General features: G+C 58.2%; 22 protein-coding genes. 8 read left to right on the top strand and 14 right to left on the bottom strand.

Annotation, left to right across the window (positions count from 1 at the left end; translation table 11 throughout):
* Positions 1-107 precede the first annotated feature (107 nt).
* The 9 genes from ET418_RS15745 to ET418_RS15785 form a co-directional block, all read right to left on the bottom strand.
* Positions 108-965 carry an NAD(+)/NADH kinase gene (locus ET418_RS15745; protein ID WP_149309328.1) on the bottom strand — a complete coding sequence of 286 codons (858 nt, stop codon included), beginning with the start codon at positions 963-965 and terminating at the stop codon, positions 108-110.
* Between the two features lie 9 nt (positions 966-974).
* Complete coding sequence (locus ET418_RS15750; protein WP_149309222.1) at positions 975-3,635, bottom strand: valine--tRNA ligase; 2,661 nt, start codon at positions 3,633-3,635, stop codon at positions 975-977.
* Between the two features lie 263 nt (positions 3,636-3,898).
* On the bottom strand, positions 3,899-4,465 hold the full coding sequence (locus ET418_RS15755; protein ID WP_149309225.1) for a hypothetical protein: 567 nt from the start codon (positions 4,463-4,465) through the stop codon (positions 3,899-3,901).
* A gap of 28 nt (positions 4,466-4,493) precedes the next feature.
* Positions 4,494-7,214 (bottom strand): type IV pilus secretin PilQ, encoded by a 2,721-nt coding sequence (locus ET418_RS15760; RefSeq protein ID WP_188055634.1) that lies wholly within the window; start codon positions 7,212-7,214, stop codon positions 4,494-4,496.
* Positions 7,215-7,224: 10 nt separating this feature from the next.
* Entirely contained in the window at positions 7,225-7,794 is a 570-nt protein-coding gene (locus tag ET418_RS15765; RefSeq protein ID WP_149309228.1) for a pilus assembly protein PilP, read from the bottom strand.
* A complete protein-coding gene (locus ET418_RS15770; RefSeq protein WP_149309230.1) occupies positions 7,766-8,374 on the bottom strand; it encodes a type IV pilus inner membrane component PilO in 609 nt (202 codons plus the stop codon). Before ET418_RS15770 ends, ET418_RS15765 begins: the two co-directional genes overlap by 29 nt.
* 29 nt (positions 8,375-8,403) lie before the next feature.
* The gene (locus tag ET418_RS15775) at positions 8,404-8,979 is read right to left on the bottom strand and encodes a PilN domain-containing protein (RefSeq protein WP_149309232.1); all 576 of its coding nucleotides are present in this window, start codon (positions 8,977-8,979) and stop codon (positions 8,404-8,406) included.
* The gene (gene pilM / locus ET418_RS15780) at positions 8,976-10,031 is read right to left on the bottom strand and encodes a type IV pilus biogenesis protein PilM (RefSeq protein WP_149309234.1); all 1,056 of its coding nucleotides are present in this window, start codon (positions 10,029-10,031) and stop codon (positions 8,976-8,978) included. Before pilM ends, ET418_RS15775 begins: the two co-directional genes overlap by 4 nt.
* Positions 10,032-10,049: 18 nt before the next feature.
* Entirely contained in the window at positions 10,050-10,250 is a 201-nt protein-coding gene (locus ET418_RS15785) for a helix-turn-helix transcriptional regulator (protein WP_149309236.1), read from the bottom strand.
* 250 nt (positions 10,251-10,500) lie between these two features.
* Here ET418_RS15785 and ET418_RS15790 point away from each other — a divergent pair, with 250 nt between their 5' ends.
* Positions 10,501-11,334, top strand: a complete 834-nt coding sequence (locus tag ET418_RS15790) for a cytochrome C (protein ID WP_149309238.1) — start codon at positions 10,501-10,503, stop codon at positions 11,332-11,334.
* Positions 11,335-11,488: 154 nt separating this feature from the next.
* On the opposite strand, the gene ET418_RS15795 is transcribed toward ET418_RS15790, so the two are convergent.
* The 4 genes from ET418_RS15795 to ET418_RS15810 all read right to left on the bottom strand — a co-directional run bounded on the left by ET418_RS15795 (position 11,489) and on the right by ET418_RS15810 (position 16,012).
* Positions 11,489-12,754, bottom strand: a complete 1,266-nt coding sequence (locus ET418_RS15795) for a putative nucleotidyltransferase substrate binding domain-containing protein (protein ID WP_246153118.1) — start codon at positions 12,752-12,754, stop codon at positions 11,489-11,491.
* Between the two features lie 77 nt (positions 12,755-12,831).
* Positions 12,832-14,817, bottom strand: a complete 1,986-nt coding sequence (locus tag ET418_RS15800) for a solute symporter family protein (RefSeq protein ID WP_149309240.1) — start codon at positions 14,815-14,817, stop codon at positions 12,832-12,834.
* A 13-nt stretch (positions 14,818-14,830) separates the two neighbouring features.
* Entirely contained in the window at positions 14,831-15,139 is a 309-nt protein-coding gene (locus tag ET418_RS15805; protein ID WP_149309242.1) for a DUF485 domain-containing protein, read from the bottom strand.
* A 96-nt stretch (positions 15,140-15,235) separates the two neighbouring features.
* Positions 15,236-16,012, bottom strand: a complete 777-nt coding sequence (locus tag ET418_RS15810) for an IclR family transcriptional regulator (protein WP_149309244.1) — start codon at positions 16,010-16,012, stop codon at positions 15,236-15,238.
* Between the two features lie 465 nt (positions 16,013-16,477).
* On the opposite strand from ET418_RS15810, the gene secA reads away from it, so the two are divergent.
* From secA to ET418_RS15845, 7 genes are all read left to right on the top strand, one after another.
* The gene (secA, locus tag ET418_RS15815; protein ID WP_149309245.1) at positions 16,478-19,168 is read left to right on the top strand and encodes a preprotein translocase subunit SecA; all 2,691 of its coding nucleotides are present in this window, start codon (positions 16,478-16,480) and stop codon (positions 19,166-19,168) included.
* 86 nt (positions 19,169-19,254) lie between these two features.
* The gene (gene argJ / locus ET418_RS15820) at positions 19,255-20,436 is read left to right on the top strand and encodes a bifunctional glutamate N-acetyltransferase/amino-acid acetyltransferase ArgJ (RefSeq protein WP_149309247.1); all 1,182 of its coding nucleotides are present in this window, start codon (positions 19,255-19,257) and stop codon (positions 20,434-20,436) included.
* An 80-nt stretch (positions 20,437-20,516) separates the two neighbouring features.
* Positions 20,517-21,707, top strand: a complete 1,191-nt coding sequence (locus ET418_RS15825; protein ID WP_246153120.1) for a serine hydrolase domain-containing protein — start codon at positions 20,517-20,519, stop codon at positions 21,705-21,707.
* Positions 21,708-21,779: 72 nt separating this feature from the next.
* On the top strand, positions 21,780-22,922 hold the full coding sequence (locus tag ET418_RS15830; RefSeq protein WP_149309251.1) for a response regulator: 1,143 nt from the start codon (positions 21,780-21,782) through the stop codon (positions 22,920-22,922).
* Positions 22,923-23,036: 114 nt separating this feature from the next.
* A complete protein-coding gene (gene trpD / locus ET418_RS15835; protein ID WP_149309253.1) occupies positions 23,037-24,095 on the top strand; it encodes an anthranilate phosphoribosyltransferase in 1,059 nt (352 codons plus the stop codon).
* A gap of 65 nt (positions 24,096-24,160) precedes the next feature.
* Positions 24,161-24,967, top strand: coding sequence for an indole-3-glycerol phosphate synthase TrpC (trpC, locus tag ET418_RS15840; protein WP_149309255.1), 807 nt, complete (start codon positions 24,161-24,163; stop codon positions 24,965-24,967).
* Positions 24,968-25,012: 45 nt separating this feature from the next.
* Entirely contained in the window at positions 25,013-25,243 is a 231-nt protein-coding gene (locus ET418_RS15845; RefSeq protein ID WP_149309257.1) for a hypothetical protein, read from the top strand.
* A gap of 21 nt (positions 25,244-25,264) precedes the next feature.
* Here ET418_RS15845 and ET418_RS15850 read toward each other — a convergent pair whose 3' ends face one another.
* Positions 25,265-26,608 (bottom strand): S41 family peptidase, encoded by a 1,344-nt coding sequence (locus ET418_RS15850; protein ID WP_149309259.1) that lies wholly within the window; start codon positions 26,606-26,608, stop codon positions 25,265-25,267.
* Between the last annotated feature and the right edge of the window lie 143 nt (positions 26,609-26,751).

Raw genomic sequence — 26,751 nt, forward strand, 5'->3', positions numbered from 1 at the left:
TCGTCGCCCCGCAGAAGGCCCTGCGGAGGCGTAGCAGCGCTACGCCGCACAAAAGGGCCTTCGAGGATGGCGGCGAGATGGCTGTTTTTCAACAACCTCCCATGACCTCATTGCCCCCCCCACTTCAGTTTGGTCCGCAGCACCTCGTAATAATCCCGGCTGCGGGACATGACCAGGGCGGTGGTTTTGAGAGCGGCCCGCACATCCACCGAATCCTTTTCCATCAACTCGAAACCGACCTGACCGTCCAGGGTCAGGTAGACCTTTTCGTCGTAGGACGACGCCACGGTAATGGACACATTGGACGCATCGGAAACCACGATGGGGCGGTTCGTCAGGGTATGGGGGCAGATGGGGGTAATGACGATGCAACTCATCTGGGGGTGAATGATGGGACCGCCGGCGGACAGGGAATAGCCGGTGGAACCGGTGGGCGTGGAGATAATCAGCCCGTCGGCCCGGTAGGTGGTCAGGGGATGGCCGTTGACCTTGGTTTCCAGGTCGATGATCCGGGCCAGGGCCCCCTTGTTGATGACGATATCGTTCAGCACATGGTGCTTCTCGATCTCCCTCCCCTCCCGGCGGACGCTCACCTCCAGCATCATCCGCTCCGAGACGTGGGGATGCCCCTTCAGGCACAGTTCCAGGACCGGGTAGAGTTCCTCCACCGTCACCTCGGTCAGAAAGCCGAGGCTTCCCAGATTGACCCCCACGATGGGGACCTCCCTGCCGCTGAAGAGCCGGGCCACCGAGATCAGCGTGCCGTCCCCTCCCAGCACCACCACCAGTTCGGCCTGCTCGCGGATGTTCTCGGCCGTGGTCCCTTGGTGATAGCCGATGTGGCTGGCCAGGTGCACCTCCACCAGGGGCTGGCACTCCCGTTCCTCCAGCCAATTGATGAGGTCGTCGGCAACCCCCTGGCAGCGTGGGTCATGCTTTTTGGCGAATATGGCGACCTTGCGTATCCCCATGTATCAGCCCTTCAGGTGTCTGATCTTTTCCAGACTCGCTTCCAACACCAGTTTTTTGTCGGTCACCTCGGCCAGCTTTTCCCGCTCCTTGGCAACCACATCCGCCGGGGCGCGCTCGACAAAGCTGGGGTTCTCCAGCTTCTTCGAAAACAGGTCGATCTCTTTTTCGATCTTGGCGATTTCCTTGAGCAGGCGTTTCTCTTCCTCCTCCACATCCACCAACCCCTTGAGCGGCACGAAGATCTGCACGTCTCCCGCCACCTGGATGGAGGCATCCTCCGGCTTCTCAATCCCCTGCCCCATGGCCAGGTCGGCGACCCGGGCCAGGCTGACGATGGCCCCTTCGTTGTGCTTCATCAGCCTGAGGCTCTCGTCGCTGCCGCAGGAGAGGATCACGCTGATCTCGCGTGCAGGGGGCACCTCCATCTCGCCCCGGATGTTGCGGATGCCGCCGATGACCGCCATGACCCGCTCCATGTTGGCGGCCGCCTTGGGGTGGGAACGCTCCGGGACCGGTTCCGGATACGGGGCCAGCATGATGGTTGCCCCCTTCGTACCGGGCAGGGCCTGCCAGATCTCCTCGGTGATGAAGGGCATGAAAGGGTGTAGCAGCCGCAGCAGCTGTTCCAGGGTGTACCAGAGCACATACTGGGCCGTCTTCTTGCGCAGCGGGTCGTCGCCGTACAGGTCTTTCTTGGAGAGTTCCAGATACCAGTCGCAGAATTCACTCCAGGTAAACTGGTACAGCCCCATGGCCGCCTCGTTGAAGCGGTACTCCGTCAGGGCCTTGCCGGTCTCCCGAGCGGTCTCGTTCAGGCAGTGCAGGACCCACTTATCCCCTTCGGAAAGCGGCAACTCCTGCAACTTCACGGTATCGGGATCAAACCCTTCCAGGTTCATCAGGGTGAACCGGGCGGCGTTCCACACCTTGTTGCAGAAATTGCGGTAGCCGGCGATACGCTCCTCGGCCAGCTTGATGTCCCGCCCCTGGGCGGCAAAAGCGGCCAGGGTGAACCGGAAAGCATCGGTGCCGTACTGGTCGATGATCGTCAGCGGGTCAATCACGTTCCCCTTGGATTTGCTCATCTTCTGCCCATGGGCATCCCGCACCAGGGCGTGGATGTACACATCACCGAAGGGGACCTCATCCATGAAGTGCAGCCCCATCATCATCATGCGGGCCACCCAGAAGAAGAGGATGTCGAAGCCGGTCACCAGGCAGGAGGTGGGGTAGAAGGTAGCCAGTTCCGCCGTCTTTTCGGGCCATCCCATGGTGGAGAAGGGCCATAGTGCCGAGGAAAACCAGGTATCCAGGACATCGGTCTCCTGGCGGAGCTCGTCGCTCCCGCACTTGCAGCAGGTCGCCGGGGCCTCCATGGCCACGGTCACTTCGCCGCAGTGGTCGCAGAACCAGGCCGGGATGCGGTGCCCCCACCAGATCTGGCGCGAGATGCACCAGTCGCGGATGTTTTCCATCCAGTCGTAGTAGGTATTTTCCCACTGTTTGGGGAGGATGCGGGTTTTGCCCTCCTTCACCGCCGCCAGGGCCCGCTCCGCCAGGGGGGCGACCTTCACGTACCACTGCAGGGAGAGGTAGGGTTCCACCACGGTCTTGCAGCGGTAGCAACCGCCCACCGCCATGGCGTGGTCCTCGATCTTTTCCAGCAGCCCGGCCGCTTCCAGGTCCTCGACGATCCGCTTGCGGGCCTCGAAGCGGTCCATCCCCTCGTACTGGCGCCCCTCGGCGTTGATGATGCCGGATTCGTCTAATACGTTGATCTTATCCAGGCCATGACGCTGGCCCACCTCGAAGTCGTTGAAATCGTGGGCCGGCGTGATCTTTACCACCCCGGTGCCGAACTCCCGGTCCACGTAGTCGTCGGCCACCACCGGGATCTCCCGGTTGACCAACGGCAGGATCACCTTCTTGCCGACCAGGGCCTGATAGCGTTCATCCTCGGGGTGCACGGCCACAGCCGTATCGCCCAGCATGGTTTCGGGACGGGTCGTGGCCACCACCACATATTTGCCCGGCTCACCGGCCACCGGGTAGCGGATGTGCCACAGGTGCCCCTTCTTGTCCTCGTGCTCCACCTCGATATCCGACAGGGCGGTATGGCAGCGGGGGCACCAGTTGATCAGGCGGTTGTCCCGGTAGATGAGGCCGTCCTGGTACAGCTTGACAAACACGGTGCGCACCGCCTTGGACAACCCTTCGTCCATGGTGAAGCGTTCCCGCTCCCAATCGCAGGAAGCGCCCAAGCGCTTCAGCTGGCCGATGATTTGGCCGCCCGACTCGGCCTTCCACTTCCAGACCCGCTCGATGAATGCCTCGCGCCCCAGTTCGTGGCGGTCCTTCTTCTCGGCGGCAAGCTGGCGCTCCACCACATTTTGCGTGGCAATGCCGGCATGGTCGGTACCCGGCATCCAGAGCACGTTGTACCCCTGCATCCGCTTCCAGCGGCAGAGGATATCCTGCAGGGTATTGTTGAGGGCGTGCCCCATGTGCAGGGCGCCGGTAACGTTGGGGGGGGGAATGACGATGCTGAAGGGTTTCTTATCCGACGTAGCGGCGGCACGGAAGTATCCCTTGGCCTCCCATTCCGCGTACCATCTTTTTTCCACGTCGTGCGGCTCGTAGCCTTTTGCCAGTTCTTTGCTCATGGTTGCATGACACCTTTAACGTAATAAATTTCAAGCTGTTCAGGAGTGTTGGCCGGCAGCGCCTCGCGGCACCGCTGTCCATTGTCACACCCGAACAGCCACTATAAAAAAAACAGGGGGATTATGCAACATCCCCCTGCAAAAATTTATTTATAACAGTTCTTTAACAGTTGTCAGGTTGTATAAGGCCAAACGCTCATCACTATAACCTGAATCCTAGGATATCGGCACAATTTCGTGTGTGACAACTTAATTATCAAACACTATTTCGATATCCATACCGTAGCGTTCGTAGTCGTCGAAATAGGAGTGTTTGTATTGATTTCATTACCACTGAAGGTAACTGTGGCATTGTACGTCAGAACATTCCCAGAAAAGTTTGAAAAGACGGCTGAATAGTTTTTTTGAATATAATCTTTTACCGCAGGCTGAATCATAGGGGAACCGCTTAACAACAGTGTACCACCTGCAGGCACCTTTCCACCAAGATTCAGAGAAAATTCTGGGATAGGGTATTTATTATTATCGCTAGAGTTTGCATTACCGGTATACGTATATGTAACCTTATAATTAGTTATTGCGATATCAGAGGCGGTAATAGTTCCGTTAATATTACTCAAAGGTACTGATGTCAGTGTATAACTCAGTCCTGCCATATCTGAAAAATTTGATACTGATGTGCTAGCAGCCAAAGACGTACCTGACGTAATGGATGAACTCAGGTTAACGGTCTTTCCTTGCCCCAAATTCTGGCTTCCGCCACCACCACATCCAACAAACGAAAAAAACACACTTATTATTGCCAGAACCCGCACATGATAATTTTTCATCAAACCACTCCTTGATATATACTAGCTTCTAAATAGTACTCAAAATTCTCGGCGTAATAAATATCAGCAACTCGGTCTTTGTTTTCTGCTTTGAATTCGATTTAAAGAATTTTCCCAGAAAAGGGATGTCCATCAAAAACGGGACGCCTTCATCTGATTCCGTATCGTTGTCGACGTAAATCCCGCCGATAACCGTGGTTTCTCCGTCACGCAACAGCATCTCGGTCGTGGCCTGTTTCTTATTGATAGATGGTGCGGTGCTGCCGCTCGGGACCGCGCCGGGAGAGTCGTTTTTGGCGTCGATCTTCATGCTGATCGTCCCATTGGCGTTGATATGCGGTGTCACCTCCAGCGCCAGGGCCGCCTCGACGAACTTGGTTTCAACCTTGTCGGAGGTGGATGACGTGTAGGGGATCTGCTGTCCCTGGGTGATCTTGGCGGTCTTGTTGTTCAATGTTGCGACCTTCGGCGTTGAGACGATTTTAACAAGCCCTGCGGTTGCCGCGGCATTCAGACGCATATCAAGCTGAATATTGCTGGCAAGCGAACCAAAGGAAATGCCGGTCGCCGTCCCGGAGTTGCTGCTGGCACCGGACGTGGACGGGACCGTCGAGACCGCGCCGCCAAACGTGGTGTCCAGGGAGTTGATTCCGAGAAACGATGCAGAGCCGTCGCGGTAATGGATACCCCAGTTTACGCCAAGGGAGCGTGTGAAGGTAGAGGTTGCCTCCACAATCCGGGCTTCGATCATGACCTGCTTTTCTGGCACGTCGAGTTGCTGCAACAGCTTGCGCATGTCGTCAAGAGCCTGGGGGATATCTTTGACGATCACCTTGTTGGTGCGCGTATCCGGGGAAATCACGCCGCGTTCGCTTTTCAGCCCGTTGAACTGACCGGCAATGGTCCCAATATCGGCGTAATTGATGCTATAGGTTTCGGTTTTGAGCTCAATGGATTTCGTCAAAGCCTTTTTGATCTCTTGTTCTTCTTCAGCCTGGGACTTGAATTTTCCCTTGCCCTTGATGATGATGATGTTTCCCTCTTCGCGTTTGTCGAGCCCCTTGGTGTCGAGGATGATGTCCAGGGCCTGGTCCCACGGCACGTTCACCAGCTTGATGCTGATCGTCCCGGTGACATCGTCTCCAAGTACGAAGTTCTTGCCGCTGACCTCGGAGAGGAGCTGGAAAATCTTGCGCACTTCGGCATCGGCAAATTCAAGGGTGACCTTCCGCCCCTTGTAGTGTTTCACCAGTTCACCCGATTTGGCCGAAGAATCCGGTGCGGGTGCCAGTTCAGAGGTTATATCAGCATCTTTTGCGACAGGATGCCGGGGATGGAAATGTGCTTCCGGGGTCCCCAGATCCAAAGACCCTGCCGTGAGTCCTTCGGGATTTTTGAAATCGATATAGAACATATCGCCTTCATGGCGGAATTCATACGATGCGGCGACGCGCAACGCGATACGCACCTTGGTGTCGGTGCCTTTGCGGGTCTTGACCATGAAGGGGGTAACCCGAAGAACCGGCGTAACGAAGGCTTGGGCATCCAGGGAGCGTTGCAGCCGCTTCGCAAGTGTGGCGTTCCGCAGTGTCAGGGTAACATACCCCGGTGTCTTCACCGGCTGCTCGGCGTCAACATTGCCCCTTACCTTGACAGCAACGCGGGACACACTGTCGATCACCTGGAAGTCGATCATCTCTATGGTGGCGGGGCCGGTTACCGTACGCGTCTCAGCCTTGGGCTGTGCGGCGGGAGCGGGTGTCGATGGCTCCGCCGTCTTTTGAGGTGCCTTGGCGGACGTTTTTTGCGGGACAGCCGCGTTATCTGTGTTTGCCGCTCCGGGCGCGCCGGTAAGGACAACCCGCACCCCTTCATCAGCTTTCGTGGTTGTGGCTTCCGGGAAACTGCCGTTGATCGCATCGAGCACGACGCGGGTCTTGTCGGGGTAAAGGCCGATGCGGGCCGAGGCGACCCCGATGGCGTTCAGGGGAATAAAACGATTGGGCAGGATACTCGTGACGCCGAACAGGTCGATGACATAACGCTCGGGTTTATTGAGCCTGAACGTCTTGAATTCTTCCACGCCGCCATCGACGGCAAGGATTATGGCGCCATCTTTTGCCGTAACGGCGTTCAAGGCACGCCTCGTGGCCGCCACGGGCACGACCGGCTGCAGGTTGGCGCCAGCTTGGGCGGGTTCTGTGGTCTTTGCCCCATCGGAAACGGGCATGACCGCCGGGGCAGAATTTTTTCCAGGGAGGCCGGCCGTTTTCTCGGTCGTTACCGTTCCCGCAGTCGAAGCATGTTGAACCGGAAAGGCGATATGCAACTCGCCGGGTCGGGCCGGGGAGGCGGAGATAACCGCGTCGATATCATTGACCAGTTCCACGCTGATACGTGTCAGTGTGCCGGCAGCGGTGTCAAAACGGCTGACACTTACGTTTTTGATATTACCCTTATTGATGGTAACCGGAGCCGTAATGGCGCCTTGAGTCGTTTGAGACAGATCTATCACCAGGCGAAGCGGGGCGGTGGTCTTATAACTTGTATAGGTGGCAGGCGAGGAAAGCTTGACGACAAGCTCCGCAGCTTCGCCTTCACCGGATGCGTTTATCGATTCGATGGCGGCAAGCTTGACTTTAGCGGGCTCCGGGGCGGATTCCGCACTGCCTGCCCCACCCGCAAGAAAGACTGCCGACACAGTCAAGACAAAGGCTAGAACAATAGATTGTCTCATAAACCACTTCATGCGGAACTCCTTATTGTTTCCTGGGAAGGGTGATTTTGATGGTTTCCTTGCGCACCCGACCGTTGTCGTCTCTGAATTGCTCCAGCACATCCACGCCGGTATTGCTGATCGAGGTGATGCGGCCGTTGTTCTTGCCGATCGTCATGCCCACCTTGAGAACATATCCCTTGCCGCTGGGGTCAACAACCATTGCCTTGTTTTGCCGGTCACCCGTCACCACGCCGATCAGCTTGAACTGGCCGACATCGAAGCTATGGATAGGGAGGCCGCCACTTTGGGCGGCTCTGCTCACATTGCCCGCCGCCGGCGTCGGGTGCAGCTTGACGACCAAAAAGGGCTTGAAAGGGTCTTTTTTGTTGCTGAAATCGAATTGATTTACCGGCGGCGGCTGTAGCTTAAGCGCCGAACTTACCGCTTTTTGCACCGGTTTGGGCTGTTGCGGCGCAGCGGTCTTGGCCGGCGGGGCAACCGTTGCGGGCGGCTCTTTTTTCTTGCAGCCCGGCAGTGTGGCAGCCACGATGCCCATGACAACAATGATCGCCACGAAACGGCTATTTGGGAGCAGGCTTCTTCTTATCATCCTTAATCTCTTTCTTATCAAGGAAGCGGAATGTGGTCGCGAGACAGGTAACCTTTGTCATCATCCTGTTGTTGACATTCTTGATATCGGCAAAAGCCACGTTGGTTATGTTGACGATGCGGGGGAGGTTGGCAACAGCGGCAAAAAAGTTGGCAACGCTGTAATACGACCCGGACACGGTAATGTCAACCGGCACCTCGGCATAGAAATCCTTGGGAGCTTCCGCTTTGGGCTTGAATACGAGGAAATCGAGTCCCGCCCCCTTGCCCAGGGTGGTGATACTTGTCAGCAACGAGGGAATTTCCTTGGAGTTAGGGAGCTCGGTCAGCGCCTGGGCGAGTTCCCGGTTGAGCTGGTCATATTCCCGTTGGAGCCGGGGAAGATTGTTGGCAACCCTGGTCTTCTCATCGATCTCGTTCTGGAGCCTCGACAAGTCCGCTTCCAGGCCGTTCAGCTCTTTATACTTGGGCAGGTACAGCACATAGAGCAGCGCAGCGGCTTCTACGATCACCACAAGCACCAGTATGAGGATTTTTTGTTTTGTCGGCAGCTTTAGAATTTTTTCGACTTGCGGATCCATAGCCAGTCCATCCTAGTTCAAATAAAATGCTATTTCTTAGGGGCGGCCGCGGGCTGCGGCGTGGCAGCTGACTTCAACTTGCACGTCAATTCAAATTTTTTCAATTTGGTCCCCCCCAATTCCATCTGCTCGGACACGACCAGTTCGACTCCCATGAAATCACGGGATGCCTCGAGGCTGCGCATGAAAGAGGCTATCAACTCTTCCGTATAAGCGATGCCCGACAACTTGATGTCGGCGCCGTTTTCCGTGTAGCTGGTAAGCCAAAGCTGCTCGGGGGTAATGTCGCTTAACGTGGCCAACCGCTCGGCCGGGCCGGTTTTGTTTTTGCGCAACTGTGCCAGGACATCCAGCTTTTTCTTCACCTGGTCCTTCAGGGTTTTGAGCTCTTCAAGCTTGCCGATCCTCTTCTTCAACGCCCCGATTTTTTCATTGGCTGCCGTAATGTCCGTCTGTGCGGAAGCAATTTGCATCCGCTTAACGACATATAAGGACACCACAACCACAGCCACCAGCAGCAGACTAACGCAGAAGATGGAGATCTGCTGGACGGCCGTCTCTTTCTTTTTCGCGGCACGAACCGGCAATAAGTTGATCTTGATCATTTGTCCCCTGCCCTCCTTATGGCAAGCCCAACGCTTACCGCCATGAGCGGGCCGATTTCCTGAAGGTATTCAGGGTCAAAATCCTTTTCATTATACTTGAGCTTTGCAAACGGGTTAATGATCTCAACCGGCAAGCTCAGTTTTTCACTCACCGTTTCATTCAAACGATAGACCTTGGAACATCCCCCGCTCACGAATATCTTGGTAATACGGTCCTCGTTTGCCGTAGAGTTGTAAAAATCGAGCGAACGGCGTATCTCCTGGGTAAGGGTGTCGTTCACCTTGCCCAGGACATCCAGTAGGGCGCTGTTTTGCGCTTCATGGGCCAGGAGCTTTGCCGATTCCGCTTCAGCGCTGCCCAGGCCCATCTGTTTCTGAATCTCTTCGGTATAAAGATTGCCACCCATCTGGACATCGCGGGTCAAAAGCGTGATGCCGTCTTTGACTATGTTGATATTCATGATGTTGGCGCCAATATTTATGAGCGCCACAACCTCGTCCGGGCCGACATCGTGATTGATTTCAAAGGCATTCTGTACGGCGAATGAATCCACATCAACCACGGACAGCTGCATGGCCGCTTCGTTGAAAACAGCCACATAGTCGTTGATTATGTCCTTTTTGCTGGCAACGAGCAGCACATTCATCTTGGTGGAATCGATACTGTCGGGCGAAAGTATCTGAAAATCCATATTGACGTCATTGATGTCAAACGGGATGTATTGTTCCGCTTCCCACGTAATCTGGTCTTCCAGCTCCTCGACCGGCATCGCGGCAAGGGTGATCTTGCGGATGATGACGGAGTTGCCCGAGATCGAGCAGGCGACGTCCCTGACCTTGACCCCCAGACTTGCCGTCAGGCTTTTTAGCGCTGCAACAATAGAGGCGCTATCGATAAGCGTGTTGTCCACGATAGCTTCCGGCGGAAGCGGCACAATGCCCACATTGAGAAGCTGAAAAGCATCTTTGAGGCATTTGATCTGCACCAGCTTTACCGAACTGGAGCCAATGTCTATTCCGATGACGTCTTTTTGCTTTCTAAAAAGAAACATATCAGGTTCCCGTTGTCGTTAATCCTGAAAAACCTTATTTTTGTCATCTAGCGAGTAGCCCAATGCAAGGATAATTTTTCGTTTGGTTTCAAGGCGGCAGCTTTCTCCCCGCTCGATCCGGTCCACCGTGAGCGCAGACACGCCAGCTTTGCGGGCAAGTTCCGACTTGCTCATAAGCTTTGATTCGCGGATCGCCTTCACCTGATTTGTGCATTTCATAGTAATACCGTACCGCCTCTTTTTTTAGCTTGATCATCTATTTACAACAATTTGAAAAACTGTCAACTATTTTTTATATAATTAATACATAAAAAACCAATTAATTGCATAATATCCCATAAAATAAAGACGCACACATAATTGTGACAACAGCCAAACGCCACGGCCCGACAAAATGCCTGTTGCAAAATTCGCCTTATTTTGTCTATAATTAGCCCCGATTTTATTCAATTGACATGAAGGAGGAAAAATGAAAATTGCAGCTCGTTTTTTGGCAGCACTCTCCCTGGCCGTCAGCCTCGCTGGTGGCGCATGGGCAGCAGACTCCGCTACGGCGCTTGTCAACCTTGACTGCGTCAAGTGCCATGCCCAGCCCCCGGCAGACATTGCGGCTGCTGGGGGAGCTCACAAAACAAGCGTATCCTGTCTGGACTGCCACATCGGCCATCCCCCCGCAGTCAAAAAACCGATTCCCAAGTGCAGCATGTGCCACTCCGACAAGCCGCACTACAAGCTTGCGGGATGCCTCTCCTGTCACAAAAATCCGCATAAGCCCAAGGACATTTCCTTCGGCCGCAACGTGACCGACCCCTGTCTTTCCTGCCACAGCGGCCAGATTAAGCAACTCAGGGAAAACAAGAGCAAACACACCGCCCTGAACTGTTCCTTCTGTCACGACGTGCATGGCAAGATCCCCCTGTGCACCCAATGTCACAAGCCCCACTCCAGCGACATGACCGCTGCCGATTGCAAGAACTGCCATAAGGCCCACATGCCGAAGGTGGTCACTTATGGCTCGTCTCTCCCCAACAAGAACTGCGCCGCCTGCCACAAGAACGCCATGTCGTTCCTGTCGGCCAGCAAAACGAAGCATGGCAAGCTCCTGTGCGTAACGTGCCACCAGAACAAACACAAGATGCTGCCTAAGTGCCAGGATTGCCACGGCACTCCGCATCCGGCAGGTATCCTGACCAAGTTCCCCAAATGCCAGGATTGCCACAACATCGCCCATGACCTGAATAACTGGACGAGCAAGGCGCCGGTAGTAAAAGCCAAAAAGGCCGCTGGCAAAAAACGTCAGTAGTTTCGGCACCAACAAAGTCTGCACCATCAAAAAGGGAGTGTCGCAAGACACTCCCTTTTTACTATTCAGGCTCTGTTTCACTTGTCGCGGCGAACCGATGTTCGCCCAATCCGGCGCGTTTGCGATACGCATCCGCCGGAATCGACACGGATCTCTACATGATCGAAAAATTCGTGTGGATGATCTTCTGCAACTCCTCGATCCCGACAATCGCATGACGGATCTTTTCGTGCTCTTCGGCAGGCAGCCGGTAGGGGTTCAGATAGTGGGAATCGCTCTGGATCCCCTTGATCACGTTGATCTGCATGAGGATGCGGTATTTGGTCAGGATGTAATACGCCTCGCGTAAACCTTGGGCCATCTCCGCCGAAAAGCTCCCTTCCTTTTCGAGAAAAGCGATACGCTCCACGGTATTTGTCGCCGGCACCCCCTGGTTAATGGCGAGAATACGTATATTCATCACCAAGGGGGCCCAGGCCAAAAGCTTCAGATTGAATTCCCCCTTGTGCTCGCCGCTCCCCTCGGTCCAGAGCCGCTTCATGAATCCCAGCGCCAGTCTCATCTCCGTTGCCGCCCGGGCCATCCCCCACAAAACCTGAAAGTAATCCCGCTCCATCCCCCTGATCAACCCGATGAGTTCTTGGGCTATGGAGCGGTCTCCGGCAACGCAACGCGCATCGGAGAGAACGATCAGATCCATCATGTTCTTGCCGTAATCATCCACCTCATACCTGACAATGGCCAAAAGGCGCTTGCGCCACTGGGCAAGAGAACCTCGCCAGGTCAGGTTTGTCGGCATGATGCCGCCGGTGCAACGCTTGAAGCCGGCCTCCTCCAACCGGTCCACCAACAGCGTGGAGTAATCCAGGAAATAGCTGTCCGCCTCCTCGCCGCCACCGTCGCCGTAGACGATCAGGTAATCCTGGTCCGTAATCAGGGTCTGTTCCTCGCGCCCATCGCTGCCCATACTGACCAGGGCAAACGGGACCGGTGGCACGGGGCGGCCCCTGTTTTCAAGCTCTTCGGCCACCACCGTCATGGCGCGTTTGGCCAATTCGTCCCGGTAATGGGTACAGTTGTGATGAAGGGATGCGACGGAAAAAAGCAGGAGGAAGCGCTCGACCTCTATCCGGTTCAGGGCTTCATGGATGTCTTTCAGCTCACGGTGCCCGGCGTCGGCAATAGATCGTATGAGTCGGTCGCATTCGGCGTGCCACCCCGTCAAACGTTGTCGGTCTTCATCCAAAACAGCGGAGATGCTCCGCAGGAAACGACTGATATCGGCTGCCGTACAATAACGGCCGATACGGCGCAGATCGGGCAACGACCCCAGAATATCGCGGTGGGGCGCCTCGACAGGGGAGTGAAGGGCCGCCACCGTTTCCTCGGTTGCCGGCATAGACCGTGACATTCGCATCATGGTGGCTCCCTGAAAAGTAAAAAATGGGGAAAGCCGCAGCTTTCCCCATTATACACATGCTATCGAATATTACACCATCAGTGGTCGATGGCCTTGGCCATGCCGATGCCGGTGTTCTGACGGACATAGATCTCGTCGAACATCTCTTCGGAACGCCTGCTGGGGAATGCCAGGGCTCCAAAGATAGCTGCCAGGAAACCGAGCGGGATGGAGATGATGCCCGGGTTCTTCAGGGTCAGGATCGGTTTATCCAGCCCCATGATGGACGTGCCGTCCTTGTTCTTCACATAATCGACCTTTGCCTTGGCGAGGGCCTTGGCGTCCTTCTCGTCAAGCTGGGCGCCCATGGGCAGAGCGGCCTGTTTCTTCTCCAGAGCGGTGATGACCTTCTGCGCCCCGGCTGCAACCACCTTGGGATAGGTCATATTGGGGGAGACCATCACCAGGCCGATGGAAGCGACCGTACCGACCACCAGGCCGGAGATGACGCCGGCGGTGTTGAATTTTTTCCAGAAGAGCGACAGGATGACCACCGGCAGGTTGCCGGAGGAGGCCACGGCGAAGGCCAGGGCCACCAGGTGGGCGACGTTGGCTTTTTCCGCCATGAGACCGATGACGATCCCGACTGCGCCGACGACCAACGAGGTGATGCGGGCAGCCATGACCTGCTCGTGCTGGTCGGCATGGCCGTCCTTGATCACGTTGACGTAGATGTCGTGGGCAATGGCGGCAGAGGCGGCCAGAACCAGACCGGAGACGACCGCCAGGATGGTGGCGAAGGCGACCGAGCAGAGGAAGGCCAGGAAGAGGTCACCGACGATGGGGGCGATGTCCGCGCCCAACTGCTGAGCCAGGAGCAGGGTGGCCATGTTGCCGCCCGGGTCAACCTGTGTGATGCCCTGGGGGGTCACGTGGATGGCGGCGCCGAAACCGAGCAGAGTGGTCAGGACGTAGAACAGGCCGATGAGCCACATGGCAACGATGACCGACTTGCGGGCGGCCTGGGCCGTGGGCACGGTGAAGAAGCGCATCAGGATGTGCGGCATGCCGGCGGTGCCGAACACCAGGGCCATACCGAGGGAGATCTGGTCCAGCGGCGCCTTCATGAACAGGCCCGGCTCAAGGAAGCGTTGGCCCGCCTCCGTACCGGTCAGGGTAATCCCATCCTTTAACACCAGTTTGGAAACGTGGTCCTGAACGTCGGGGCTGTTGACGATGTCGTTGAAGAAACCGATCGGGTTGAAACCGGCCTTGGCCAAAACCAGGACCGACAGCAGAAAGGCGCCGGACATGAGCAGGCCGGCCTTGATGATCTGGACCCAGGTGGTGGCGGTCATGCCGCCGAACACGACGTAGCCGACCATCAGGATACCGACGCCGACGATGGCGGTCTTGTAGGGAACGCCGACCAGGAGCGCCATCAGCTTGCCGGCGCCGACCATCTGGGCGGTCAGGTAGAAGGTCGAGACGGCCACGGTCGAGATGGCGGCCACGGCGCGTACCGGCTTGGGCTCGGTGCGGAAGGAGAGGATATCCCCCAGGGTGTACTTGCCGGCGTTGCGGCACGGCTCGGCCACGATCAGGAGCACGGTGATGTAGGCTACAAGCCAGCCGACCGAGTACATGAAGCCGTCATAGCCGTAGAGGGAAATCAGGCCGGAAATCCCCAGGAAGGAGGCCGCCGACATATAGTCGCCGGCAATGGCCCAGCCGTTCTGGGTGCCGGTGATGCCGCCGCCGGCGGCGTAGAAGTCGGCGGCGGTCTTGGTGTGCCGGGCGGCCCAGACGACAACGCCCAGGGTGATGCCGATGATGACGGCAAACATGGTGAGGGTGATGGTTTTGTCTGCCTTGAGCTCCCTCTTCTTGGCCGGGGCGGGCGCTGCGGCCGGGGCCTGAGTCTGGGCTGCCGATGCGGCTACCGCAGGTGCGCCGGCACTCGGGGCGGTCGCTGCGGAGACGGCGTTCGAGCCGGCCGAAGCTTTGGAGGGCTCCTCAGCAAAGGCGGCCGCTGCGACGGAAAGAACCAGACCGGTGGCAATGATGATATTCTTGATAGTCATGTCGTATCCTCCTTTACTGGATTTCTTCGACCAGTTCCCTGGTCAGCCGGTCAAAGTCCTTGTTGGCCACGTGAGCGTAGTAATGAGCCAACCCCCACGACACAAAGAATTGGGAAAGTGCAAAGAGATAGCCGAAATTGATGACGCCGATGATCTTGATCTTGAACAGGCCCGGCGCATACGCTGCCCCGATGGGGAGCAGGAAGTAATACACACAGGAGAATATCCACCAGCCGAAGAGGAAAGCGGATTTCTTGTGATGCAGTTCGATAAACTTGGGATTCTTCGCAATTGCTGACCAGTCATACTGTCTCTCTGCCATGGGTTGCTCCTTTCTCTTTATAAACGCGGTCGGCTCACACATCCTTCACGGTATCCGCCTTCAAGCCCCTCCTTTCACATTTCATGGATTATGTTTCTATAAGGCCGGCATCCTGGCATAGCCGAATTTCATCGAAATAATCTCTGCGCCTTCACGCATTGAAGGCACGATTTCCTGCTCCAGCCGTTCTTGAAGCATGCGGAACGAGGGGGCCAGCATGGTGAGCGCCCCCACGACCTTGCCGGCATAGTCGCGGATAGCCACCGCCACGGCGCAGATGCCGTCCCCTACCCCACCGAAATCGATGGCCACGCCGTTTTTGCGTATTTCATGCAATTCCTTCTCGAGCTGCTTCAGGTCGGGTGCCGCTGTTTTCCCGACACGGCGCCGCCCCATATGCCTGATAATGTCGGGGGAGCTCATGGCCTTGATGGCCTTGCCGGCGGCATTGGTAAAGAAGGGGAAACGCTGCCCCACCATGTCCATGGCCTTTATCTGTTGGAACGAGTCCACCATATCGAGAAATAGGACCTCGTCGTTGTTCATCACGGTGATGTATACCGCTTCGTCGTGCTTGCGGGCCAATGCCTCCATCACCGGATGGGCCAGCCTGATAAGGCTCGCGCTCTTCAGGATGTGTTGCGCCATCTCGAAGGCATGCAGGCCGAGCCGGTAAACCCCGTCATCATCCCGCTCGATGAACCCGCTGTCCTCGAGCGTCGCAAGCAGCCGAAAGACCTTGTTCCTGCTCAAGTCGAGCTTTTGGGCCAGCAGGGGAACGGTTACGTGCGCCCCCTCAGCCGCCAGGGCCTCCAGGAGATCGAACGCCTTGAGAACCGACTGAACCGAGTATGTTCCCCTTGCCCTGTCCATAGCATCTCCGCGGCATTCCGCAACAAATGATAACTATCGTTTTAAAATATTTAATGTCACCGTTTTATTTATTATCTAATACAACGTTTTATAAATGTCAACGCATTTTTGCACAAAACAATGTCTAACGAATATTATATAATAATTTAGGTTATTTATAAACAAACCCCCATACAATTACAGTAATATATATCAGGTATACCATTACGATAACCACTGTTTTATTAATTATTTTTTCCGATATTATTAAACGTCATTACCCCACAACGCGACGCCCCCTAAGACAGCAGGACCAGCCAGACAACCGCCGGACATACACCCCCTCAAAGCAGATATCCTCCCCGCCGCAAGCCGTAATCAGAGCCGTTCACAGCCAGCCGGCCCTGATTTTTATTGAAGTGCCATGCCAACTTATGTTAGTTTTGAAAGCTATTTTGTCGTTACTAAATTTCGTGGGAGATTGTAATGCTTGGGTCCCTTATCAAAAAGATCGTCGGCAGCAAGAACGAACGCGAACTCAAAAAACTCTGGCCGATCGTTACCAAAATCAACGAAATGGAATCCTCCGTCGCCACACTCACGGATGAGCAGCTGCGCGGCAAAACGGCTGAATTCAAGGAGCGCCACGCAAAGGGAGAATCCCTCGATGCCTTGCTGCCGGAGGCGTTTGCCGTCTGCCGCGAGGCGGGCAAGCGGGTGTTGGGAATGCGCCATTTCGACGTGCAATTGATCGGCGGCATGGTGCTGCACTCCGGCAAGATTGCCGAGATGAAGACCGGTGAAGGGAAGACCCTGGTGGCCACCCTGCCCGCCTATCTGAACGCCATATCCGGCAAGGGCGTGCACGTCGTCACCGTCAACGACTACCTGGCAAAGCGCGACGCCGAATGGATGGGCCAACTGTACGGATTCCTGGGGCTCACGGTCGGCGTGATCGTGCACGGTCTGGAAGACGAAGAACGCCGCGACAACTACGCCGCCGACATCACCTATGGGACCAACAACGAATTCGGCTTCGATTACCTGCGGGACAACATGAAGTTCGACCTGGATGACTACGTCCAGCGGGGTTTCAACTACGCCATCGTTGACGAGGTCGACTCGATCCTGATCGACGAGGCGAGGACACCGCTGATCATCTCCGGACCTACGGAGGAATCCACCGACAAGTACTACATCATCGATCGCATCATCCCGATGCTGCAACAGGGTGAGGCAAAGGATATCGAGGCCAACACCCTCTCGGGCAAGCGCAAACAGTACACCGGCGATTTCACCATCGACGAGAAGGCCAAGAGCGCCACCCTCACCGAGCAGGGCGTCCTGAAGGTCGAAAAGCTGCTTAAAATCGACAACCTGTACGACCCGCGCAACATCGAGTCGCTGCATCACGTCCAGCAGGCCTTGCGGGCCCACGCCATGTACAAGCGCGATGTGGATTATGTGGTGAAGGACGGCGAGGTGATGATCGTGGACGAGTTCACCGGCCGCCTCATGCCGGGCCGCCGCTGGTCCGACGGCCTGCACCAGGCCATCGAGGCCAAGGAAGGGGTCAAGATCGAAAACGAGAACCAGACCCTGGCCACCATCACCTTCCAGAACTATTTCCGCATGTACAAGAAACTCTCCGGCATGACCGGCACCGCCGACACCGAGGCCGAGGAGTTCAACAAGATCTACAAGCTGGAAGTAATGGTCATCCCGACCAACCGGCCGCTCCTACGCCCGGACTTCCCGGACGTGATCTACAAGACGGAAATGGAGAAGTTCACGGCGGTCATCGAGGACATCAAGGAGCATTACGCCGGCGGTCAGCCCTGCCTGGTGGGCACCATCTCCATCGAAAAGTCCGAGGTGCTCTCGGAATTGCTCAAACGCCAGGGCATCCCCCACAACGTTTTGAACGCCAAACAGCACGAACGCGAGGCCGAGATCGTGGCCCAGGCCGGCCGCAAGAACACCATCACCATCGCCACCAACATGGCCGGCCGTGGTACCGACATCCTTTTGGGGGGCAATCCGGACTCCCTGGCAAAACAGTGGCGCCGGGCCAACCCTGAGGCCACCGACGAACAGTACGCGGCAGAGTTGGAAAAATTCAGGGCCCAGTGCGCCGCCGAGCACGACGAGGTAGTCAAGCTGGGCGGCCTGCACATCCTGGGCACCGAGCGCCACGAGTCACGCCGTATCGACAATCAGTTGCGCGGCCGTTCCGGGCGCCAGGGCGACCCCGGTTCGTCCAAATTCTACCTCTCCCTGCAGGACGACCTGCTTCGCATCTTCGGCTCCGAGCGGGTGGCCAAGATCATGGACCTGCTCAAGATCGAGGAGGGCGAGGCCATCACCCACACCATGATCACCAGGTCCATAGAAAACGCCCAGAAAAAGGTGGAGGCCCACAACTTCGAAATCCGCAAGAACCTGATCGAGTACGACGACGTCATGAACAAACAGCGCGAGGTGATCTACACCCAGCGCCGCGAGATTCTGGGGGGCCAGGATATCCGCGACAGCTTCCTGGATATGCTGGACGAAACCATAGAAGATATCGCCGCCACCTATTGCATCGAAAAGATGCCTGCCAACGAATGGGATTGGCAGGCCATCGGCGAGCTGGTATTCAAATGTTTCAATCTCCACCTGGATCTGCCCGAGGAAACGCTGCCCCGCCTGAATCCGGCCAATTTCCAGGAGACACTCAGGGAACAGGCCCATGCCATCTTCCAGGCCAAGGTCGGCGAATTGGGAGACGAATTGATCGATCACCTGATCAAGGTAATGATGCTCCAGGCCATCGACAACCACTGGAAGGACCATCTGCTCAACATCGATCATCTCAAGGAAGGCATCGGCCTGCGCGGCTATGGCCAGAAGGACCCCAAGCAGGAGTACAAGAGAGAGGCCTACAACCTGTTCATGGAGATGATCGTCCGCATCCGCGAAGAGGTTGTGGAACGCATCTATTGGGTTCAGGTCAATCACGAGGACGATATCCAGGAGATCGCCGAGGAACAGCGCACCCAAAAGCTGGTCTTCAACATCTCAGGCGATGATGATCGCCACCAGGAACCTGCCAAGAGCGCCAAGGTGGCGGGCAGGAACGACCCCTGCCCCTGCGGCAGCGGCAAAAAATACAAGAAGTGCTGTGGAAAATAGCAGCCCACACCCATGACCGGCACCGGCGGGATCGTCCCCGGCCCGGTGCGGTTTCCAAACTACGAGATGTTTTTCGAGGTTACGTCATGGACATAAAAGGCTTTCAATTCTCGGCCGTCGAAGCGGCCATCAAGAAGCAGGGCAGAAAAGACCTGGCCCTGATTTTTTCCGAGGTGCCGGCCCAGGCGGCGGCGGTGTTCACCACCAATGCCGTCAAAGCGGCACCGGTACTGCTCTCCGCAGAGCGGATCACAGGCGGTCGAGCCCAGGCCCTGGTGGTCAACAGCGGCAACGCCAACGCCTGCACCGGCGAACAGGGGATGCGGGCGGCCCGGGAGACCTCGCGCCTGGTTGCCGAGGGGCTGGGGCTCCCGGACGAGGCGGTTCAGGTTTCTTCCACCGGGGTCATCGGCGTACAACTCCCCATGGACAGAGTGCGGTCGGCAATCCCGGCCCTGGTTGAGGGACTGACCTCCGGCACCCTGGATGACGTTGCCGAAGCCATCATGACCACCGACACCTTCCCCAAGATGGAAGCCAGGAGCGGCCAGGCGGGCGGAGTCAGCTACACGGTGGCCGGCATTGCCAAGGGCTCCGGCATGATCATGCCCAACATGGCGACCATGCTCTCCTTCATCATCACCGACGCCGCCGTGGAAGCCCAAACCCTGGACAGATGCTTCCGACGCGCGGTGGCGACATCCTTCAACGCCATCACCGTGGACGGCGACACCTCCACGAACGATACCTGCCTGGTGCTGGCCAACGGCATGGCGGGAAACCAGGCCATTGCAGGGGAAACACCTGAAGCCCTGGCGTTCGAGGCCCTGTTGCGGGACGTGCTGCTCTCCCTGGCCAAACAGATCGTGAAGGATGGGGAAGGCGCCACCAAATTCGTGGAAATCCGGGTCACCGGGGCCAAAAACGATGCCGACGCCAAGCGGGCGGCCATGGCCATCGCCAACTCCAGCCTGGTGAAAACCGCCTTCTTCGGGCAGGACGCCAACTGGGGCCGCATCTTTGCCGCTGTGGGCTACTCGGGGGCAGAGGTGGACCAATCGCTCCTTTCCCTCTGTTTCGATACGGTCTGCATGGCAAAAAACGGCGTCTTCGCCGGCGGCGACGCCGAAGCGCTCGGCACCGAGGTGCTCAGGAAGAAGGAATTCACCGTAAGCGTCGATCTCGGCCTGGGGGCCGGGGCCGCAACGGTCTACACCTCGGACCTGTCCCACGAGTATGTGAGCATCAACGCCGATTACCGCTCCTGATGCGCCGAGACCGGTAGAGTTCCCCTGAAAAAGCCTCCTGACGGGGGCTTTTTCCCGTTCGAAGAATGGAAAGGTTCACCGTGCGCATACTCCGCACACTTCTCATAATCCTCTCACTCATCTCATGCCCCCCGTTGCTGCACGCCTCCGATGACCCGATGGACGCCGGTCGGACCGCCACCATCGATTTTCTCCTGGAGCAAGCCGTTTCCCGCGGCCTGATCGCCGGAGGCGTGGTGGTGGTGGGGAACCACGACGGCGTCCTGTACCGGTCGGCACGGGGCGGACGGTTTCCGACGGCAGACTCGGCACCGCTCACCGAACGGACCATGTTCGACATAGCCTCCCTGACCAAAGTATTCGCAACCACTCCGGCGGTGATGAAACTGCTGGAAACAGGGGCCATCAATTTGACCGACCCGCTCACCCGCTGGTTCCCTGAATTCGAGGGGAGCGGACGCGAGGACATCACCATCCTCAACCTGCTGACCCATACCTCGGGCCTGGACGACAGCGCCATCTCCGGCGGCGCTCCCCTGAACGAGGTCATCCGGATGGCTGCCTCCGAAAAGCAGTGGCGGCTGCCGGGCAACCGCTTTCGCTATGCCGACACCAACTTCATCCTGCTGGGCGAACTGGTGCGACGCGTTACCGGGGCCTCCCTGGACCGCTACTGCCATGACAACCTCTACGGCCCCCTGGCCATGACCGACACCATGTTTCTGCCACCGGCGGAACGCATCCCCTCCATCGCGCCGACCCTCGGTTCGGCCCGCGAATACCTCACCGGCATCGTCCAGGACGAAGTCGCCCGCCGCCTGGGCGGCGTGGCGGGGCATGCGGGCCTGTTCAGTTCGGCCCAAGACCTGGCCCGTTTTGCCCGCATGCTGTTGGGGGGTGGGCAACTTGACGGCAAACGCATCTTTTCGGAGCGGGTCGTTCGCCAGATGACGGCCCCCTATTTTTACAGCAACGGCGCCGTGGTGCGCGGCCTCGGCTGGGACATGGACTCCCCTTACTCGGCGCCCCGGGGGGACTTCTTTTCCGAGATGTCCTTCGGCCATACCGGCTACAGCGGTTCATCCGTCTGGATCGACCCCCAACGGGACCTGTTCGTCATCCTCCTGACCAACCGTCTCGATTATCGGGACATAAGGTTATTCAATCAGTTACGGAGCGATATCTCCACCATCTCCGTTGCGGTGTTCTCGTCCCACGCCAAAACCGTTCCACCGAATCGCGCCAAAGTCATTGAACTGCTTAAACCTTGACACCTTAACAGCCGTATGGTAGCTTTCTTCGCGCTTCCACACACATCGTACGCGCGCACAAGGGAGGGAACGATGGGCATCAAAATTCTCCTTGCCGATGACAGCATCACCATCCAGAAAGTGATTGGCATCATTTTCGGCGGCGATGACTATTCCCTCACGGTAGTCGACAACGGCAAGGACGCTCTCGACAAGGCTCGGGAGATTCTCCCCGACGTTCTGCTTATCGATGCGGTCATGCCGGGCATGACCGGCTACGAGGTCTGCGAAGCCGTGCGCGCCACCCCGGCCCTGGCCGCAAAACCGATCCTGCTCCTGACCGGCTCCTTTGAACCGTTTGACGAGAACAAGGCCAAAAGCTGCGGGGCCGACGACTTCCTTGCCAAGCCCTTCGAATCCCAACAAATCGTCACCAAAGTAAAAGCGCTCTTTGACCAGGGGGCATCCCGCGTCTCAGCCGCCGCGTTGTCCCAACAGGTTCAGGAAGCTCCCGCGTTCGAGGCCCCTCCCCTGGCGGCCTCCGCCCCGGTTTCGGCTGCAGCTGCACCCACGGAGAGTGCCAAACCGGGGGACATCTGGGGCGCCTTCACCCCCGCCGAAGAACCCGCAGCGGCGGTCGCTGCCGCGACACATGCTTTCGAACCACCACCGGCTGCGGCATTCGAACCGCCTCCGGCTCCTGTTTTCGAGCCGCCCGCACCAGCAACGTTCGCCCCCCCCGCAGCGGCGGCGTTTGAAACAATTGAAGAACAGGGCGACGTTTTCTCCAGGGGCCACGAAGAGCCCGAGTTCGAAGCCATTCAGCCTCCGGTTGCGCCCGCGGGCACCGGTTCCCAATGGATTCCCGTCGAGGAACAGACCTTCGAATTCCACTCGGAAGCCGCCGCCTTTTCCGAGCCTGAGCCTCCGGCACATGAGGCCGCCTTCGGCGATATCTCCTTCGGGGAGACCGTGCCACAGCCCCCCCCCTTCGAACCGGCCACCACTGCCGCGCCGGTCCATGAATCTTTCGAAGTATCCCCCCCTGCCGCTGTTGTCGAAGCGAGCGCGCCGGCTCCTCTCCCCCAAGCCGCCGCCCTAAGCGAAGAGCAGCTCAGAGCCGCCATTGCCGGCGCTTCGAAAGAGGTGATCGAGCGGATCGTGTGGGAGATCGTGCCGGATCTGGCCGAGGTCATGATCAGGGAAGCCATTCTCAAGATCAAGGAAGGCCGCTAGGCTTCGTACCTCCGTAACCACATATCACGACGATGGGGATGATTCTACATCCCCATTTTTTATTGTCATCACAACCGTTCCTCCATCGGCGGAACGGAGGAGAAGAGTAAGGCCATGATCAGAAAAGCCATAGCAAAGATCGTCGAGAGGCAGGACCTCTCCGAAGGTGAGATGATCGAGGTGATGAACCAGATCATGTCGGGCGAGTGTACCCAGGCCCAGATCGGCTCGTTTATCACCGCCCTGCGCATGAAGGGCGAGACGGTGGAGGAGATCGCCGGCGCCGCCCGGGTCATGCGCGAACGGGCCACACAGATCCGGGTCGGCCGCAATGTGTTGGGGATCGACCGGGACGACATCAACATCGACCGGGAGACCATCCTGGACGTGGTGGGCACCGGCGGTGACGGCACCAACACCTTCAACATATCCACCACCGTGTCGTTCGTGGTCTCGGCCTGCGGCGTCAAGGTGGCCAAGCACGGCAACCGTTCGGTTTCCTCGGCCTGCGGCAGCGCCGACGTGCTTGAAAAACTGGGCATCAACCTGGATGTCACCCCGGAAACCGTGGAGAAATGCATCGCCGATATCGGCATCGGTTTCCTGTTCGCCCCGGCCCTGCACGGCGCCATGAAGTACGCCATCGGTCCGCGCCGCGAGATCGGCATCCGCACCATCTTCAATATTCTGGGACCCCTCACCAACCCGGCCGGGGCCGATTGCCAGGTCATGGGGGTCTACCGGGCCGACCTGGTGGAAAAACTGGCCGGGGTCCTGCACCGCCTGGGCTGCAAGCACGGCTTCGTGGTATTCGGCAGCGACGGCATGGACGAGATGACCCTGACCGGCGAGACCCTGGTGGGCGAGGTCACTCCGGCAGGGGTGCGACTGATGACGGTTACACCGGAGCAGGTGGGGCTTACCCGCTGCTCCATGGATATCCTCAGGGGGGGAGACGCCACAGCCAACGCCGCCATCGTGCGTTCGGTCCTGTCAGGGGAAAAAGGGGCCCGGCGGGATATCGTCCTGTTGAACGCCGCCTATGCCCTTATGGCTGCCGGCAAGGCCGCCACGCCGGCCGAGGGGCTCACCCTGGCCGCCGAGGCCATTGATTCGGGCCGCGCCATGGGACAGCTCGAGAAGCTGGTGGCGTTGACGAACCAGGGAGAATGACTTTTTTATCCCGCCCGGTCCCGAACGCCGAGGGGAAAACCAGGGAAAGAGACAGAGAGTCGCGCATGAATACCGATACAGCCGATGTGCTGCAAAAGATCAACGGACACAAACGGGAAGAGGTGGCGGCGGCCCGGGCGGCCACACCGCTGGCCGAACTCCAGGCCCGTATCGCCGATCTGGAGGATACGCCGCGGGGCTTCGAGCGGGCCCTGCGGAGTGCCGTGGCCTCGAATTGGACCGCCATCATCGCCGAGGTGAAGAAGGGCTCCCCCAGCAAGGGGCTCATCCGGGAGGCGTTCGACCCCCTGGAGATAGCCGAGGTGTACCAGGCAAACGGCGCCACCTGCCTGTCGGTGCTGACCGACGAGCAGTTCTTCATGGGGCACCTGCGCCTGCTGGCCCTGATCCGCGAGACGGTCAGCCTGCCGCTCTTGCGCAAGGACTTCATCGTCGATCCGTACCAGATCTACGAGGCCCGCGCCGCCGGGGCCGATGCCATCCTCCTGATCGCCGCCTCCCTCGACCTGGGGCAATTGCGGGAGTTCCACGCCATCGCGAAGGGGCTGTACCTGGATGTGCTGTTGGAGGTCCACGACGAGGCGGAGATGGAAGCGGCGCTCCGGACCGATTGCACCCTCATCGGCGTCAATAACCGCAACCTGCGCACCTTTGCCATCGACTTGGGCACAACGGCCCGCCTGGCCAGTATGCTCCCCCCCGACCGACTGCTGGTGGCCGAGAGCGGCATCAACTCACGCTCGGACATTGAGCGCCTCACCGCCGACGGCGCACGCGCCTTTCTGGTCGGCGAGTCGCTGATGCGCGAAACGGATATGGGCGCAAAACTCCGGGAGCTGGGGGGGCTCTAAGCCCCCGTACCCCAACAGACGAAGAAGCAAGGGAGGAACAAGTACATGGCGGGTTCACGCGGGATCGGTTTGGCCATAGTGGCCTTTGCGGTATATATCATCGGCGGTATCGGCACCTTCGCCGGCGTCGCGCTGATCATGTTGATGAAAGGGCGCGACCTGTGGGGATGGGGCGAGGGGCGCGCCATCGGGTATCTGTTTCTCTGCGCCGGGCTCTGCCTCTCCATACTGGGGGTGCTGTTGATGCGGATATTCCGCAACCGGGGCCTTTCGTAACCCCCGCTTCCCGGACAATTGTCACGGCATCGCGGTAACGCCCTTTTCCCGCATCAAATCCAGGGAGCGCAGGAGCTCCAGTGCGCGGTTCAACTGGTAATCCCTGGCCGTATCGGCAGCCCCCTTCTTCGCTCCACGGGGAATTGCCGTCTCCCCTTCCGTGTCCCTTTCCTCGCCACTCGGTTCCAACCTGTTTTCCAGATCCTTTTCCCTGAGCTCCGTCCCTTTGCCGGCATCCTTGTCCGCCATCGGCCCTCTGGTGCCGACCTCGATATCCGGTGTGATCCCCTTTGCCTGGATGGAACGGCCGCTGGGGGTATAGTACCGCGCCGTGGTCAGCTTGAGCGCCCCCTTGTCCCGCAGCGGGAAGATGCTCTGCACCGACCCTTTGCCAAAGCTCTGTTTCCCCATGATGATGGCCCGGTGGTGATCCTGGAGCGCGCCGGCCACGATCTCGGAAGCGCTGGCGCTGCCGCCGTTGATCAGCACGACGATCGGATAGTGGGGTTCCTTGGGCCCCAGGGAGGCTTGAAAATTCTGGGTGGCGTCCGGCGAACGTCCCCTGATGGACACGATCAGCGTCTTTGCGGCATCGTCGCCGATAAAGTTATTGACCACCTGCACCGAAGACTCCAGCAAACCGCCCGGGTTGTAGCGCAGGTCGATGACCAGCCCCTTGAGTTTGCCGCCGGAAGCGGCGCGGAGCCCCTGCAGCGCCTGGCTGAATTCATCGCCGGTACGCTCCTGGAACTGGGTGATGCGTATCAGGCCGTACCCCGGCTCCAGCAGCCGCGATTTGAGGCTTTTGACCCTGATGACCGCGCGGATCAGCCGGAAGGTCCGGGGCTGGGGAGAATCCCCCCGCAGGATGGCCAGCACGACCGGCGTCCCCGGTTCGCCGCGCATGCGCTTGACGGCCTCCGAGATATTCATCCGCTCCGTGGGGGTGCCGTCGATCTTGTAGATGTGATCGTTCCCCTGGATGCCGGCCCGGAAGGCGGGGGTGTCCTCGATCGGGGCGATGACGGTCAGCCTGCCGTCCTTCGTGCCCAATTCCAGCCCGATACCGCCGAAGCTCCCCGCCATCTGGACCTCCATCTCATGGTACGGTTCCGGGGGGAGGTAGGCGCTGTGGGGATCGAGAGCGGACAGCATGCCGTCCACCATGCTCTGGACGAGCTTCTTGGCATCGGGCTTTTCCACGTAGTTTTGGACCACCGCGGCATAGGCCTCGTTCAGAAGCGCCACATAGGCGGCGTCGGAATGCCTGCCGGGTGAAGACCAACGGCCGGCGAAGATCAAGGCCAGGCACAGGGCGATGCCGGCGACAAGAAGGGACAACAGCAGTTTTGAGCGTAGTTTCATGCCTGGGCATCCCGTAAACGTGAGTTTGGCCTAGTTCTACATCATTCTGAGCCGTTTTCCCACGATTAATTTACATCCTCCCCCTACTTGGTGTATCGTTGCACCGAATCGCGAATCGAAACCGGCATAACGCCGAAGGAGTT

Source organism: Oryzomonas rubra, from assembly GCF_008369015.1.
In the GTDB taxonomy this organism is placed as follows: domain Bacteria; phylum Desulfobacterota; class Desulfuromonadia; order Geobacterales; family Pseudopelobacteraceae; genus Oryzomonas; species Oryzomonas japonica.

Coding starts and splice junctions, on each gene's coding strand:
- ET418_RS15755 (WP_149309225.1), bottom strand. CDS start 4,465: ATGAAAAATTATCATGTGCGGGTTCTGGCAATAATAAGTGTGTTTTTT.
- ET418_RS15810 (WP_149309244.1), bottom strand. CDS start 16,012: ATGGACAGGGCAAGGGGAACATACTCGGTTCAGTCGGTTCTCAAGGCG.
- ET418_RS15770 (WP_149309230.1), bottom strand. CDS start 8,374: ATGGATCCGCAAGTCGAAAAAATTCTAAAGCTGCCGACAAAACAAAAA.
- ET418_RS15750 (WP_149309222.1), bottom strand. CDS start 3,635: ATGAGCAAAGAACTGGCAAAAGGCTACGAGCCGCACGACGTGGAAAAA.
- argJ (WP_149309247.1), top strand. CDS start 19,255: ATGGACATAAAAGGCTTTCAATTCTCGGCCGTCGAAGCGGCCATCAAG.
- secA (WP_149309245.1), top strand. CDS start 16,478: ATGCTTGGGTCCCTTATCAAAAAGATCGTCGGCAGCAAGAACGAACGC.
- ET418_RS15765 (WP_149309228.1), bottom strand. CDS start 7,794: ATGATAAGAAGAAGCCTGCTCCCAAATAGCCGTTTCGTGGCGATCATT.
- ET418_RS15845 (WP_149309257.1), top strand. CDS start 25,013: ATGGCGGGTTCACGCGGGATCGGTTTGGCCATAGTGGCCTTTGCGGTA.
- ET418_RS15790 (WP_149309238.1), top strand. CDS start 10,501: ATGAAAATTGCAGCTCGTTTTTTGGCAGCACTCTCCCTGGCCGTCAGC.
- ET418_RS15760 (WP_188055634.1), bottom strand. CDS start 7,214: ATGAAGTGGTTTATGAGACAATCTATTGTTCTAGCCTTTGTCTTGACT.
- trpD (WP_149309253.1), top strand. CDS start 23,037: ATGATCAGAAAAGCCATAGCAAAGATCGTCGAGAGGCAGGACCTCTCC.
- ET418_RS15830 (WP_149309251.1), top strand. CDS start 21,780: ATGGGCATCAAAATTCTCCTTGCCGATGACAGCATCACCATCCAGAAA.
- ET418_RS15805 (WP_149309242.1), bottom strand. CDS start 15,139: ATGGCAGAGAGACAGTATGACTGGTCAGCAATTGCGAAGAATCCCAAG.
- pilM (WP_149309234.1), bottom strand. CDS start 10,031: ATGTTTCTTTTTAGAAAGCAAAAAGACGTCATCGGAATAGACATTGGC.
- ET418_RS15795 (WP_246153118.1), bottom strand. CDS start 12,754: ATGATGCGAATGTCACGGTCTATGCCGGCAACCGAGGAAACGGTGGCG.
- ET418_RS15800 (WP_149309240.1), bottom strand. CDS start 14,817: ATGACTATCAAGAATATCATCATTGCCACCGGTCTGGTTCTTTCCGTC.
- trpC (WP_149309255.1), top strand. CDS start 24,161: ATGAATACCGATACAGCCGATGTGCTGCAAAAGATCAACGGACACAAA.
- ET418_RS15850 (WP_149309259.1), bottom strand. CDS start 26,608: ATGAAACTACGCTCAAAACTGCTGTTGTCCCTTCTTGTCGCCGGCATC.
- ET418_RS15785 (WP_149309236.1), bottom strand. CDS start 10,250: ATGAAATGCACAAATCAGGTGAAGGCGATCCGCGAATCAAAGCTTATG.
- ET418_RS15775 (WP_149309232.1), bottom strand. CDS start 8,979: ATGATCAAGATCAACTTATTGCCGGTTCGTGCCGCGAAAAAGAAAGAG.